Origin of the sequence: Roseivirga thermotolerans (assembly GCF_014653175.1) — a bacterium.
Classification (GTDB): Bacteria; Bacteroidota; Bacteroidia; order Cytophagales; family Cyclobacteriaceae; genus Roseivirga; species Roseivirga thermotolerans.
Map to the genome: position 1 here is coordinate 228,364 of NZ_BNAG01000003.1, position 13,246 is coordinate 241,609.

Below are 13,246 nucleotides of genomic sequence, written 5' to 3' on the forward strand. Positions count from 1 at the left end.
CGTTAATTATTGCTTTTCCGCAATAGGTTTATGTTCCATGGAGTACAGTACCCCTTCCTTAAGAGCATATGTACAGGCCGTAATGTGGTCAGTAGGAATAAGATCAGAAACAAAAGAAATAAGGCAGCTGGCTACAACGATCATGTCTACACGCATAGAAACCATACCCGGAATGGCCAGGCGAGCCGCCTTGTCTTTGATTAGAAGCTCCCTATGCGTATCCCTATAAGCCTTTATGGGTAGCTTAAATACCGTAGGGTGTACCGGACGATCCTGATTACTTTCCTTAAAGTAAATTTCGGTGAGTGTATCAAAGGTACCCGAACAGCCAATCAGGCCGGTAGGCCGATATTCAGCAATAGCCTTCTTCAGATCTGAGAGCTCGGAATCCAGCCAGGCAAACATCTCGGTAACAGCCTTAGGGGGCATAGGGTCTTTTTTATGAAACTTATCGAGCAAGCGTTGTGCTCCAATTTCAAAACTCCTTTTCCAGAGTATCTTATCTTCGTTGCCAATAATAAACTCCACACTGCCACCGCCAATGTCCATCACTAGTTCATAATTCTTGCCCACGGCTCCGGCAGCTCTCACCCCTTCAAAGATCAGTTCCGCTTCTTTATCGCCATCAATAATCTGGATTTCGATTTGAGTAGATTCGTAGATCCTGTCTAAGAGTTCTTGACCATTACGCGCATTTCGAATGGCGCTGGTAGCCACCCCTATTACATCGGTTACCTCAAACTGGTTGAGTACTGTTTTGAAAACCTCCAACGTATGAACGGCTCTCTTCATGGCATCTTTTGCAATGAGGCCTTTGCTAATGCCATTTTTACCAATTTTTACGGCAATTTTCTCCTTGTAGAGTGTTTTGAGCACTCCTGCCTCAAGTTCTACAATGAACAAATGGAAGGTATTGGTTCCTAAATCTATGACAGCTTTCCTCATACCCTACTCCGCGAAAAGTTGGCCGAATATAGGATTTATTCACTAAAAATAGAGAGCCACTATGGACAAATACCTTTCTCAAAATTCATAATTCCATGTATGTCTCTATCTTTGGCTACCAAATTACAGAACTACCTATGGCAGATAAGAAAGCAGAAAAAGCACCGCTCAAAGTTTTGACAAAAGCAGAGAAATATGCTTTGCTAGAAGAGAAGAATGCCAAGGCTCTTTTGGGCGGAGGAAAGAAAAGAATTGAGGCTCAACATGCCAGAAAGAAACTAACCGCCAGAGAGCGAATTGCCCTCCTTTTAGACGAAGGTTCATTTGAGGAAATCGGCAAGTTTGTAGAACACAGGGCAACCGATTTTGGCCTGGATAAGCAAAAGTTTTTGGGCGATGGTGTAGTAACAGGCTACGGTACTGTAAATGGCCGACTGGTATACGTTTATTCTCAGGATTTCACCGTTTTTGGAGGCTCACTATCCGAAACACATGCTGAGAAGATCTGTAAGATTATGGATTTGGCCATGAAGAATGGAGCTCCAATTATTGGGCTGAATGATAGTGGTGGGGCACGAATTCAGGAAGGAGTAGTTTCGTTGGGTGGCTATGCCGATATTTTCTACCGCAACACACGGGCTTCAGGACTAATACCTCAGATATCCGCCATTATGGGGCCATGTGCCGGTGGGGCGGTGTATTCTCCGGCCATTACCGATTTCATATTCATGGTAGAAAACACCTCATATATGTTTGTTACGGGCCCCAATGTGGTAAAAACGGTTACTCAGGAAGATGTGACGGCCGAAGAGCTTGGTGGAGCCAGTACCCACAGCTCCAAAAGTGGAGTTACTCATTTTGCATCGGCCAACGAGGTACAGTGCATTAATGATATCAAGCGATTGCTTTCATATATTCCTCAAAACTGTGAAGAAGATGCCCCCGTTTATGAGTACTTGCCTGAAAATGAGGTGCGCAAAGGGTTGAACAATGTCATTCCGGACAATCCCAATCAGCCATACGACATGCACGAGGTGATTGAGCAATTGGTTGATGAAGACTCTTTCTTCGAAGTACATAAGAACTATGCCGAAAACATAATTGTGGGTTTTGCCCGTTTGGGAGGAAGAAGTATTGGTATAGTGGGTAACCAGCCTGCTGCTTTGGCCGGAGTACTCGATATTGCTTCTTCTACCAAAGGAGCTCGGTTTGTGCGTTTTTGTGACTGTTTTAACATTCCCCTGCTTGTGCTGGAAGATGTGCCCGGATTTTTACCCGGAACCGATCAGGAATGGAACGGTATTATTACCAATGGAGCTAAACTACTTTATGCTTTTGCAGAAGCTACCGTGCCTAGAATTACTGTAATTACCCGAAAAGCGTATGGCGGAGCCTATGATGTAATGAACTCCAAACACATTGGTGCCGACATGAACTATGCTTGGCCAATGGCCGAGATTGCGGTAATGGGAGCCAAGGGAGCTGCAGAAATCATCTTTAAAAAGGAGATAGCTGAAGCTGAAGACCCGGAGGCAAAGCTGCAAGAAAAGGTAGATGAGTATACCGCTAAATTTGCCAACCCTTACGGAGCAGCTCGCAGAGGCTTTATCGATGAAGTTATTGTTCCGGAGCAAACCAGAGCTAAGCTGATAAAAGCCTTTAAAATGCTCGAAAATAAAGTGGATACACTGCCTAAAAAGAAGCATGGCAACATTCCGCTTTAACTTAAAAGAACAGAACAGAGAAGGAGATGAATAGAGAAGAATTTCTAATAAAGTACTTGAACAATGCTTCGCCCACCGGTTTTGAGACCAGTGGCCAGCAAATTTGGCTCGACTACATTAAGCCATACACAGATACTTACTTTACAGACAACTACGGTACAGCGGTGGGAGTAATTAACCCCGAAGCTGAATACAAGGTGGTTATAGAAGCTCATGCAGATGAGATTAGTTGGTTTGTCAATTACATTTCGGACGATGGCTATATCTATGTGATTCGCAATGGTGGCAGCGACCATCAAATTGCTCCTTCCAAGCGTGTAAACCTTCATACGGAAAAGGGAGTAGTGAAGGGCGTTTTTGGCTGGCCAGCTATACACGTGCGCGAAAAAGAGAATGAAAATGCCCCCACACTTAAGAATATTTTCATCGATGTGGGTGCTTCTTCGAAACAAGAAGTACTCGATATGGGCATTCACGTGGGCACAGTAGCTACTTTCGATGATGAGCTGTTTAAACTCAATGGAAAATACTGGTGTGGCCGAGCGCTCGACAACCGAATTGGAGGCTATATGATTGCCCAGGTGGCTAGAAAGTTAAAGGAGCAAGGCAATAAACTTCCGTTTGGTTTGTATATAGTAAATGCCGTGCAAGAGGAAATTGGTTTAAGAGGAGCCGAAATGATTGCCGCACGAATTAAGCCCCATGTAGCCATTTGTACCGATGTTTGTCATGATACACAGTCGCCCATGTATGAGAAGAAATATCAGGGCGATCAAAAATGTGGCAATGGTCCGGTGTTAACTTATGGTCCGGCCGTGCAGAATAACCTGCTAAACATGCTTATTGGTGTGGCCGAATCCAGAAACATTCCTTATCAAAGAAGTGCGTCTTCTAGGTCTACCGGAACGGATACCGATGCTTTTGCTTATAGCAACGAAGGGGTGCCGGCTGCTTTAATTTCGCTGCCTTTAAAATACATGCACACCACTGTTGAAACAGCTCATGAGCAAGATATTGAACAGGTGATAGAACTAATGTATCAGTTTTTGATTCAGTTGGAAAACGGTCACGATTTCAGGTATCTCAAGTAGGATCAAAGTAGTGTTCCGGTTATTTACTTTTAGGAGTGAACATCCGGAACCTGACCCATTCACAACCATCGTTAAATATTAAGCCATTGGGCGCAGCAATTGTTCTATGAAGTTTACCGACCAAATGGGGCGATCGGTAGAGTTGCCCGATATACCCAAACGTATTGTTTCTTTGGTGCCTTCTCAAACCGAACTTCTTCACGACCTGGGGTTGAATAAGGAGGTGGTTGGGATTACCAAGTTTTGTATTCATCCTGCTCATTGGCGAAAAGAGAAAGTCATAGTAGGAGGTACAAAACAAGTTCATTTCAATAGAATCGAAGAGCTGGCACCAGACCTGATTATTGGGAATAAAGAAGAAAACGAAGAGAGTTTTATTAATGAGCTGGCCACCAGATACCCTGTTTGGATGAGTGACATTGCTTCGCTCAATGAGGCGCTGGATATGATGGAGGCTATTGGCCAATTAACTGGTCGGGAAAAGGAGGCTGAGGCACTGGTAGTAGATGTACTTAGTGCTTTTGCACCCCTGCAGGAGCAGTCGCTAAAGAAGCAAAGGGCAGTTTACCTCATCTGGAAAGATCCGTACATGGCGGTCGGTAAAAATACTTTTGTTGATGAAATGCTGTCGATGGCAGGGTTCGAAAATCTGGTGAAAGAGACTCGCTACCCCGAGCTGAGGTTAGAAGATATTAAAGCGCTCGACCCGGAAGTTATTCTATTGAGTTCAGAGCCATACCCTTTCCAAAAAAAGCACATGTCTGAAATTAGAAATGAGTTGCCTGGCGTTGAGATGAGGTTGGTAGATGGAGAGATGTTTAGCTGGTATGGCAGCCGATTGCTAAAAGCTCCGGCCTATTTTCAGGCGTTGTAATGGATTTTCTTCCTGTGGCTTACCTAAAAATTGGATACGGATGGCCTAAATAGCGTATGGGATGTAAGGTAAAAGTGGGGATGAGAATAAAGAGAAGGGGAGCTCCCAGCAAGCCCCCCTGTCTTAACGTTACCTAAACACTGCAAATGCGTTGCACATTTTAGTGTCGTAACACTCCCATATCTGTTCCTTTATAAACTTTACCTTGTTAGAGGTTTCTTCACCCAGGCTAAAATGGTGCGAACCCTTCCATTTCTTTTTCTTCCACTTGCGTTTGTTTTCTGCATAGTAGAAGTAGGTCTTTTCGTCAGAAACTCCCATGCGTCTTTTTTCTCCTGCGGCTAGGGTAACCATGTCAGAAGTTTCCCAATCTCCATTATAGCTTTTATACCGAATGGCTACTTCAATGGCTTCGGTAGAGCGATTTTCAAAATAGATGTGATACTCTTTCTTTCGGACGGTGGCCGAAGAATCTTTCAAAGCAGGGCCGGGTAGGGGCAACTCTACTTTAAGCTTAGAATCGAAGGGTGATTCTAAAGCTATTGGGGACAACTGGGCCACATGGCTCTCGCGATTATCTAAAATCGAAAGCAAGGTGGTAAGTCCCGTCCCCAGCAATAGCGCGTAGACGGTTAGTGTTTTCATACGTTTAGGTGAAACGGTGATTAAAGATGAAAACTTTATATGAAATATTCAACATATATTCATAAAAAGTTTTGTTGGTGCATTTGCAGGCGGGCGCAGTTGTTAGTCAAAAAAGCCCTTCAGGATATTTAAAGGGCTTTTTTGTGGGGTTTGTATGCGAAAGAAAATTTTTAGGGATTCACCAAAAGTGGACCAATTACTTTAATCCAGAGGTCGTAGCCCTTCTTATTCATGTGAAGGCCATCGTCTAGAAAGATGTTTTCTTTAAGCGATCCATCTTCCTTTAGCATAGGACTCCATACATCGGCAAAGCGAACTCTGGGGCTAAGGTTTGCCATATGCTTTAAGGCTTCATTTAGTTTTTCGTAAGCTGGCTTTAGGTGCCATCGTGCTATGCTCGGTTTGGCTGAGATGATTACTATGCTTTCAATTCCCTCATTGAGTAACTGTTGGGTAAGAGAGCTAATGTCGGCCAACACCTCCAACTCTGATTTTCCTGAATTCAAGTCATTGTCTCCCTCATAAATAAATACTTGTCTGGGTTTGAATTGAGAAATGAGTAAATCCTTGTAGTAAATAAGGTCGGAGGTTTCAGAGCCACCAAAGCCGGTATTAATAACGTTGTGTTCAGGAAAGTAAGATTTAAAGTCTACCCAAAGCCTGATGCTGGAACTGCCGGTAAACACTATTCTGTTTTTGGCAGGGTATTTTTCTGCTGCATTCTCAAACTTTCTTACTTCTTCGGCAAAACGGTTTGGGTCCTGTGCTTTGAGGCTTCCATAAGTCAGGCTAAGTAGAAGTAGTGATATTAGGTATTTCATATTTATTGTGCTTTAAATTCGGGCTTGGTAAGTATATAATTGGAAGTACCGCCCTTCTTTTGCAATCAATTCATCATGTGTGCCGCTTTCGGCTATTTCTCCTTTTTCGATAACCAATATTTTATCGGCTCTCTTAATGGTGCTTAGCCGGTGGGCAATTACAAAAGTGGTGCGCCCTTTCATAAGCTCGTTGAGGCTTTGTTGAATATAAGATTCACTCTCGGTGTCAAGGTTGGAGGTGGCTTCGTCTAAAATGAGAATTCTCGGGTTGGCCAAAATGGCCCTGGCAATGGCTAGTCGTTGGCGTTGGCCTCCTGATAGCTTCACCCCTCTTTCTCCAATCACTGTATCGAGGCCTTTCTCAAACCTATCTGTGAATTCCTTGACATAGGCCGCTTCCACAGCCTCCTGTAGCTGTTGTTCCGTGGCATTGGGGCGAGGGAAAAGTATGTTTTCGCGGATGGTTCCTTCAAAGAGGAAATCGTCTTGTAGTACTACACCCAATTGCTCGCGAAAACTGCTGAGCTTCACCGTAGAAAGATCAGTGCCGTCTACCGTAACACGTCCTTCTCTAGGGTTGAGGAAAGTAGCTGCCAGACCTGCTATGGTAGACTTGCCTGAGCCGGACGAACCCACCAGTGCGGTAACAGAACCTGCTGGCGCATCGAACGATATGTTTTTGATTACATCGTCATCTCCATCGTAAGCAAAAGAAACGTTTTCGAACCGAATATCTCCATGTATTGGGCCCAACGCCACGGTTCGGGTTTGATCATCTTCTTCTGACGGAGTTTGCATTATTTCTTCAGTACGATCGAGCCCGGCAAATGCTTCGGTAATCTGACTACCAATGTTCGACATTTGGAGAACCGGAGCAACAACCACGGCCAAATAGGCAATAAAGGCTACCAGTTCACCGGAGGTCATACTTCCATTGATAATGTAGTATCCTCCTAGTCCTAGTATACTGGTTGAGGCAACGCCAGCCAAGAGGAATGTGGCAGAGCTTGATACGAATGCTGTAGCCGTCAGGGTTTTTTTGACTACTTCGTATAGCGATATGACCCCTTTTTCAAATATTTTAATTTCCTGTTGTTCTGCTCCGAAACCTTTAATAACTCTTACTCCATTTAAAGTTTCAGTCAACCTACCTGTAACTTCTGCATTGAGCTTTCCTCTTTTTCTGAATTCAGGTCGCAAAATGCCAAATGCTTTCATGGCAATCACGCCAAATAAGACTATAGGGATCACTATTAGAGCAGTCAATCGAGCATTCATATTGATCAGTATTACTAATACAGCAACAGCCGTTATTGATCCACCTATTAACTGAACAAACCCTGTTCCTACCAGATTTCTGACACCTTCCACATCAGTCATAATTCTAGAGACCAGGGCTCCTGACTTTTGGCTATCGAAAAAGTTTATCGGAAGTGATAGAATTTTCTTCTGAACCTGCACTCTGAGGTTGGCTATCAGTTTTTGGGCTTGAACGCTCAAAATTCTGGTAAGCATAAAGGATGTAACTGCCTGAACAACAATTGCAAGAACTACAAAAACAACTATCCTCTTTAATTCTGAAACATCACCTGCAACCACAACATCATCTATTAAATACTGTGTGGCTTTTGGAGGAACTAAGGTTGCGGCACTTCGTAGTAAGATGAGTACCAGGCCGAATAACAACATGCCCCTTTTGGGCCATATAATTCTGCGAAATACTTCGCCTATCGAGATGTTTTCGAGTTTTTTCTTCTTAGTCATGCACTAAAAGTATTGAAAGAATAACTTCGGTGTAAGTTATGTTATTGTTAATATTTAGACCCTGGTTTGAGTATTTAAAAAAAATAAATTTTATATTTTCGTAGTAAAGTAAAACAATGAGAAAAAAAGAAGTTGTAAAAATATTAGGACTTGCTTTTGTTGTATTTTTTGCAACCTGCTGCAATAGTGAATCAAGAAAAACTAGGTTGGAGTATATTAGTTTGTCTGTTGAGGCTAGGTATAATCAATTTAATGATACAACGTTTGTTACTGATGGTATAACAGAGATTGCTGCTAAGGATGGCCGAATTTTCATAAACGATGCCAAGCTCAACAAGTCGTTGATTTTGAACAATAAGTTCGAAGTTCAAAATTACATCGAGAGAGGATACGGTCCTGAAGAAATTTTGGGGGCAAATTTCGTTCAATTTGAAAACGAAAGTTTGTTCGTTTTCGATAATCATAAGTTACAAGTTTCACAATTCGATTTGAAGGGGAGATTCCAAAGAAAAATGAGGCCAAAGGACACATTAATAATGTTGTACGATAGAAAGCCAGCAATATTTCCTTCAGGTGAAATTTTTGCTCCAAGTTTACGCTCAGATAAGCCAATAGTTCATTTTGATAAGAAAATGGATATTGTAAAGACTTTTGGTACAGTTCAAGAATTTGAGAATTATTCCCATCATCGATCTATCAATAGTCAAAATATTCTCGCTCTAAAAGATGGGAAAGTGGCTTCAGTTTGGTCATCTAGACCTTTTGTACAGCTTTTTAGTTCTAAAGGGGAAGTTCTTGATAGTTTAGATTTGAGTGAATTTTTGGGTTTTAGGTCAAGAGTATACGATGAACTTTTAAAACAAAATCCGAGACGAAAATATACTTTGCAATTTGATTACTATAGAGATATTACATCGTTTGAGGACACCATATATTTATTGTTCATAGGAAACAATAAGGCGCTAGCTTCTAACGAAATAATAGTTATAAATGCAAAGGGAGATAAGCTGACTTTTGATAGGGTTCTTAAACTTGATGTGCCAAATTCCTTTTTCTACGAAATCGCTGTAGATGAGAATATCCTGTATGCTTTTGAGAAAGCTGGTGCAGAATTAATGAAGTTTCAAATTGACTGATATGAAAGATTTGATTAAGGCAATTTTATGTTGCGTGCTAATTACTTTAACAAATTGCTGTCAGACTAATTCATCAGAAAAATTGAGTCAAAGTGAAGTGCAATTTGATAGAATAACTGATCGGGCAGAGAACTATAGAAAAAGACTGAAAGGTGAAAAGTTTTTACTTACACCAAACAAGAATGGATGGAGTACAAATACAATGATTTTGGTGTATAACTCTTTAGACTGCAACACCTGTATTTTTAAAGCAGTTAAGATGATGGATGAAGTCTTTTTTAATATACCCGATTCTGAAATTTTTTATTATAATATCTACGAAGGAGAGTATACTGATAATTTTAAACCTCTTTTGGAAAATAGTAAATACGCAAATCTTCATTCATATCATAAAATCGATCAAAGTTACAATGGCTTTATGACACCCTTCATGATCAATTTGAATGAAGAGGGTGAGATTAAAGATGCATTTTTTCCATTAGCAGGAATTGAACAGAGTGAGGACTCTGCAAATTTTATAAATACATTTAAACAATAAATTATGAGAAAATTAAAAGAAAAATTACGCTATCGGTCTTTTCCTTAGTCATGATTTTCTTCGGCTTTAGCTCTTTCGGACAAGGACCAGGGAAATGTATAGCCGATGATCCAGGAGAATGTGTAAGAAATTGTGAAAACGGTCTGGCTTGTTGTGTAGGAACAAGCCCTCATTGCTCAGGGGGCTGGAGTACAGAACAGCAGTCATTTTGGATTGATTGTGGTAACGGCAAGGAGTATTGTTCAACCGAACCATATTAAAGGCAACAAAAGAGGAACTCTGTTCCTCTTTTTTAATCATTTATTTTTCTAACCTTATTTTGTCCACATGCTCCCAAAAACCAGGGTATGATTTATTCACTACCGAGGGGTTGTGAATGATTATTGGCTGCCGGGTCATTATGGGGGCAAAGGCCATAGCCATGCGATGGTCGTCATAGGTTTCAATGGCTATAATCTCTTCACTTGGCTGATACTTCGATTTCACCTCCCAGAAGCCTTCTTCAACTTCTTTGAGTTTAATTTTAAATTTTTTGAGCTCTTTTTTGAGGGCTTTAATTCGATCTGTTTCTTTGATTCGGAGGCTTTCCAGGCCGGTCATGCGGCAGTGGATTCCTTTTATGCCACAAACTACAGCAACCGTTTGTGCAAGATCCGGACAATCAGAGAAATCGAACTCCAACTCTTCCTGATGCGGAATTTTCTCCAACACCACCCCATCATCTTCGAAAGTGCTCATTACACCTAACTGGTTCATAATCCGCACAATGGCTATGTCGCCCTGCAGCGACTTCTGCCGTAGGCCCAGTAGCTTTATTTTAGCCTCATCGGCCAGGGCGACAAAGCTATACCAGTAGCTAGCCCCAGACCAGTCAGACTCTACCATATAAGGGTATTCTCCGTAGCTCTGTGGAGCAATTTCTATGGTGTTGTTGGTCCAGTTAGACTGTACGCCAAAGAGACGCATCATGTCCAATGTCATCTGAATGTAAGGACGGCTGCCAATTTTGCCTTTCAGTTCCAGACTAAGCCCTTGGGGCAATGCGGGAGCTATCATCAACAAGGCCGATATAAACTGACTACTCACATCGCCTCTAATACTCAATCGATTTGTTTTCTGATGCTCCAGTGGCTTTATGCGCAAAGGAGGAAAACCTTCTTCGTTGAGGTACTTAATTTTGGCACCGAGTTGTTTGAGCGATTTGGCCAATATATGAATGGGCCTTTGCTGCATACGTTCGGTGCCCGTAAGTATTTTGGGCTGTTCTCCCAATATAGAATAGGCTGTTAGAAAACGCATGGTGGTGCCTGCATCAAGCACATCGAGCGTTGTTTCTTCTGAGCTCAGTAAGCGAAGCATCGTTTGCGTATCTCTGGCATTCGACAGGTTTCTGATTACCGAACGGTTGCCCGAAATGGCGTTGATTATAAGGGCCCGATTGCTCTCACTTTTAGAAGCCTCAAGAGGTATATCAACTGATTTTAATTTGGGGCTATGTGGTAGTTTTTTGGTGTCCAAGGAGTTTAGGTTTTGGAGTAGTAAAACAATGAGTCCATTACATCTTTTTCGTCTACGGCAATATCGTAACCTGCCCGGCCTATTTCGTAGAGTAATGAGTGATTGAGGAAGTTGTTGATATTCTTTTTGTCGTGGTACATCAGTTCAATGATGCTTGTAAAATGTCTTTTTTCTATTCTTAGTTCCGGATAAATACCTTTTAAGGTTTGAGAAATAGTTTTGACAGCACTATCCGATAAACCCAATAATTTACCGGAGAGGTAGCTTTCGCATATCATTCCTATAGCAATAGCTTCGCCATGGAGTAGCCTGTTTTCTGTGTGCAGGTAGTAGCTTTCAATGGCATGCCCTATGGTGTGGCCAAAGTTCAAGATTTTGCGAAGACCTCTCTCTTTGGGGTCTTCTTTTACTACCGCATCCTTAATATGAATACTGTGAGCAATTACAGCATTCCAATTCTCTTGCTTAAGCCCTTTTGAACTCACCTTTTCAAAATAGTCGGCATCGGCTATTAAACCATGCTTTACCACCTCGGCAAAACCGGATCTAAGTTCGCGTTCGGGCAAAGTTTCCAGAAAAATCGGGTCAATGAATACATGCAGTGGATCCTGAAAAAAGCCCAGGTGGTTTTTAAAACCATGAAAATCGATACCCAGTTTACCACCTATGTTGGCATCTACAGTAGCCAGCAGGGTAGTGGGAATGTTGATAAAGTCGATCCCTCTTTTATAAGCTACGGCACAAAAACCACCCATATCGCCAATTACTCCGCCCCCCAGATTAACCAGCAGGGCCTTGCGGTCGAACTGGTGCCTGGTGAGCTCTTTCCATATGTGCTCGCAGGTTTGCAGATTTTTATTTATCTCGCCCGATGCTACCTCAATAAGTTGATGCTCGGGCAATAATGATTTAATTTTTGGGTAGCAATGAGCCCTTGTGTTTTCATCTACCAAAACAGCAATCTGCGAATGTTTGCTTTGGTTGAAAAACGAGGGTAGGCTTAAACTGATATCATCGATTTGTATACTCATATTTTTACAGAAGTCTTCACTTCTTTGAGCTGTGCTTCCTGCATTTTAACTGATTCTTCATGAATGGCAAATAATAAACTTTTCATGAATTTTTCGGTCATGTTTTTCTTCATGCCTGTTCTTATTCTGGACTCCATTACTTCCTGCCACCTTCCGGGCTGATATACCGCCAGGTTATGATCTCTTTTGTAATCACCCACTTGCTTTATTATCTGAAACCTATCGGCCAGTAACTCTATGATCTGACCATCGAGAAGGTCTATTTTTTGCCGAAGTTGCTCCAGTTCAGTAATAGCCTCGGGATGTTTATCAATGGATTCTCGGAAGTTCAGGTTTTCATAAATGATCTTCAGCATTTCAGGCGTCACCTGCTGCTTGGCATCGCTCCAGGCCTTATCCGGGTCGTGATGAGTTTCTATCATTAGTCCATCCAATCCAAAATTGATGGCTCGCTGGCTCACCGATGCTATAATTTCTCTGGTGCCACAAATATGACTTGGGTCGCAAACCACCGAAATGCCCGGCATCATGCGCTTTAAGTGAATGGGCATGCTCCATTCAGGTTTGTTTCGGTAACGCTTTTCGTAGGGGTCGGAGAAGCCGCGATGTATGGCCGCTAGTTTTTTAATGCCCACCTTGTTGAGCCTTTCAAACGCACCCAGCCAAAGCTGCAAGTCGGGGTTAATGGGGTTTTTAACCATTACTGGAATATCTACTCCTTTTAGAGAGTCGCATATTTCTTGCACAGAAAATGGGTTTACCGTGGTTCTGGCACCAATCCATAACACGTCTACCCCACCTTTAAGGGCGGCTTCTACATGAGCGGTGTTGGCCACCTCTACCGTAACCGGCACATTGAGTATGTCTTTGGCAATGTTCAGCCACTCCAGGGCATCGGTGCCTATACCCTCAAAAGAACCGGGTCTGGTTCTGGGCTTCCAAACGCCTGCCCTAAACATTTCCACAGGGCTTCCTTTTAGTCCGCGGGCAATAGCCTCAATTTGTTCGGGGCTTTCTGCGCTGCAAGGTCCGGCTATCAATGTGTGCTCCGATAGCCCCAACCCCCAGTCTTTGATATCTACAATTTCCATGACTTTTTAAAAATAAAAAGCCCGGTTCGTGTGAACCGGGCCTATGTGATAAGTTAATTTTTTCTTAA

At 42.4% G+C, this 13,246-nt stretch carries 12 protein-coding genes; 5 read left to right on the top strand and 7 right to left on the bottom strand.

Translation table 11 applies throughout. From position 1 onward, the window contains the following. Positions 1 to 6 precede the first annotated feature (6 nt). A complete protein-coding gene (locus tag IE164_RS11020; protein ID WP_189630291.1) occupies positions 7 to 945 on the bottom strand; it encodes a Ppx/GppA phosphatase family protein in 939 nt (312 codons plus the stop codon). A 137-nt stretch (positions 946 to 1,082) separates the two neighbouring features. Here IE164_RS11020 and IE164_RS11025 point away from each other — a divergent pair, with 137 nt between their 5' ends. The 3 genes from IE164_RS11025 to IE164_RS11035 all read left to right on the top strand — a co-directional run bounded on the left by IE164_RS11025 (position 1,083) and on the right by IE164_RS11035 (position 4,634). Next, on the top strand, positions 1,083 to 2,669 hold the full coding sequence (locus IE164_RS11025) for an acyl-CoA carboxylase subunit beta (protein ID WP_189630804.1): 1,587 nt from the start codon (positions 1,083 to 1,085) through the stop codon (positions 2,667 to 2,669). A 26-nt stretch (positions 2,670 to 2,695) separates the two neighbouring features. Further along, positions 2,696 to 3,760, top strand: coding sequence for a M42 family metallopeptidase (locus IE164_RS11030; protein WP_189630292.1), 1,065 nt, complete (start codon positions 2,696 to 2,698; stop codon positions 3,758 to 3,760). Positions 3,761 to 3,866: 106 nt separating this feature from the next. Further along, the gene (locus IE164_RS11035; protein WP_189630293.1) at positions 3,867 to 4,634 is read left to right on the top strand and encodes a helical backbone metal receptor; all 768 of its coding nucleotides are present in this window, start codon (positions 3,867 to 3,869) and stop codon (positions 4,632 to 4,634) included. 129 nt (positions 4,635 to 4,763) lie between these two features. On the opposite strand, the gene IE164_RS11040 is transcribed toward IE164_RS11035, so the two are convergent. The 3 genes from IE164_RS11040 to IE164_RS11050 form a co-directional block, all read right to left on the bottom strand. Next, entirely contained in the window at positions 4,764 to 5,279 is a 516-nt protein-coding gene (locus tag IE164_RS11040; RefSeq protein WP_189630294.1) for a hypothetical protein, read from the bottom strand. Positions 5,280 to 5,449: 170 nt separating this feature from the next. Continuing rightward, positions 5,450 to 6,100, bottom strand: coding sequence for a GDSL-type esterase/lipase family protein (locus IE164_RS11045; RefSeq protein WP_189630295.1), 651 nt, complete (start codon positions 6,098 to 6,100; stop codon positions 5,450 to 5,452). Positions 6,101 to 6,112: 12 nt separating this feature from the next. Further along, on the bottom strand, positions 6,113 to 7,864 hold the full coding sequence (locus tag IE164_RS11050) for an ABC transporter ATP-binding protein (RefSeq protein WP_189630296.1): 1,752 nt from the start codon (positions 7,862 to 7,864) through the stop codon (positions 6,113 to 6,115). A 116-nt stretch (positions 7,865 to 7,980) separates the two neighbouring features. Here IE164_RS11050 and IE164_RS11055 point away from each other — a divergent pair, with 116 nt between their 5' ends. Both IE164_RS11055 and IE164_RS11060 read left to right on the top strand, forming a co-directional pair. Further along, positions 7,981 to 9,000, top strand: a complete 1,020-nt coding sequence (locus IE164_RS11055) for a 6-bladed beta-propeller (protein ID WP_189630297.1) — start codon at positions 7,981 to 7,983, stop codon at positions 8,998 to 9,000. A gap of 1 nt (position 9,001) precedes the next feature. After that, positions 9,002 to 9,538 carry a hypothetical protein gene (locus tag IE164_RS11060; RefSeq protein ID WP_189630298.1) on the top strand — a complete coding sequence of 179 codons (537 nt, stop codon included), beginning with the start codon at positions 9,002 to 9,004 and terminating at the stop codon, positions 9,536 to 9,538. Between the two features lie 300 nt (positions 9,539 to 9,838). Here the strand turns inward: IE164_RS11060 and IE164_RS11065 are convergent, their stop codons facing one another. The 3 genes from IE164_RS11065 to IE164_RS11075 are packed head-to-tail and all read right to left on the bottom strand — an operon-like array spanning position 9,839 to position 13,178. Then, on the bottom strand, positions 9,839 to 11,056 hold the full coding sequence (locus IE164_RS11065) for a 3-phosphoshikimate 1-carboxyvinyltransferase (RefSeq protein ID WP_189630299.1): 1,218 nt from the start codon (positions 11,054 to 11,056) through the stop codon (positions 9,839 to 9,841). Positions 11,057 to 11,061: 5 nt separating this feature from the next. Continuing rightward, positions 11,062 to 12,087 (bottom strand): 3-dehydroquinate synthase, encoded by a 1,026-nt coding sequence (gene aroB / locus IE164_RS11070; RefSeq protein ID WP_189630300.1) that lies wholly within the window; start codon positions 12,085 to 12,087, stop codon positions 11,062 to 11,064. Then, positions 12,084 to 13,178 (bottom strand): bifunctional 3-deoxy-7-phosphoheptulonate synthase/chorismate mutase type II, encoded by a 1,095-nt coding sequence (locus IE164_RS11075; protein ID WP_189630301.1) that lies wholly within the window; start codon positions 13,176 to 13,178, stop codon positions 12,084 to 12,086. The genes aroB and IE164_RS11075 overlap by 4 nt, the downstream gene beginning before the upstream one ends. Positions 13,179 to 13,246 lie beyond the last annotated feature (68 nt).

Excerpts from the sequence above, each read along its gene's own strand:
- IE164_RS11035 (WP_189630293.1), top strand. The coding sequence starts at position 3,867 with ATGAAGTTTACCGACCAAATGGGGCGATCGGTAGAGTTGCCCGATATA.
- aroB (WP_189630300.1), bottom strand. The coding sequence starts at position 12,087 with ATGAGTATACAAATCGATGATATCAGTTTAAGCCTACCCTCGTTTTTC.
- IE164_RS11040 (WP_189630294.1), bottom strand. The coding sequence starts at position 5,279 with ATGAAAACACTAACCGTCTACGCGCTATTGCTGGGGACGGGACTTACC.
- IE164_RS11075 (WP_189630301.1), bottom strand. The coding sequence starts at position 13,178 with ATGGAAATTGTAGATATCAAAGACTGGGGGTTGGGGCTATCGGAGCAC.
- IE164_RS11045 (WP_189630295.1), bottom strand. The coding sequence starts at position 6,100 with ATGAAATACCTAATATCACTACTTCTACTTAGCCTGACTTATGGAAGC.
- IE164_RS11025 (WP_189630804.1), top strand. The coding sequence starts at position 1,083 with ATGGCAGATAAGAAAGCAGAAAAAGCACCGCTCAAAGTTTTGACAAAA.
- IE164_RS11030 (WP_189630292.1), top strand. The coding sequence starts at position 2,696 with ATGAATAGAGAAGAATTTCTAATAAAGTACTTGAACAATGCTTCGCCC.
- IE164_RS11050 (WP_189630296.1), bottom strand. The coding sequence starts at position 7,864 with ATGACTAAGAAGAAAAAACTCGAAAACATCTCGATAGGCGAAGTATTT.
- IE164_RS11020 (WP_189630291.1), bottom strand. The coding sequence starts at position 945 with ATGAGGAAAGCTGTCATAGATTTAGGAACCAATACCTTCCATTTGTTC.
- IE164_RS11060 (WP_189630298.1), top strand. The coding sequence starts at position 9,002 with ATGAAAGATTTGATTAAGGCAATTTTATGTTGCGTGCTAATTACTTTA.
- IE164_RS11055 (WP_189630297.1), top strand. The coding sequence starts at position 7,981 with ATGAGAAAAAAAGAAGTTGTAAAAATATTAGGACTTGCTTTTGTTGTA.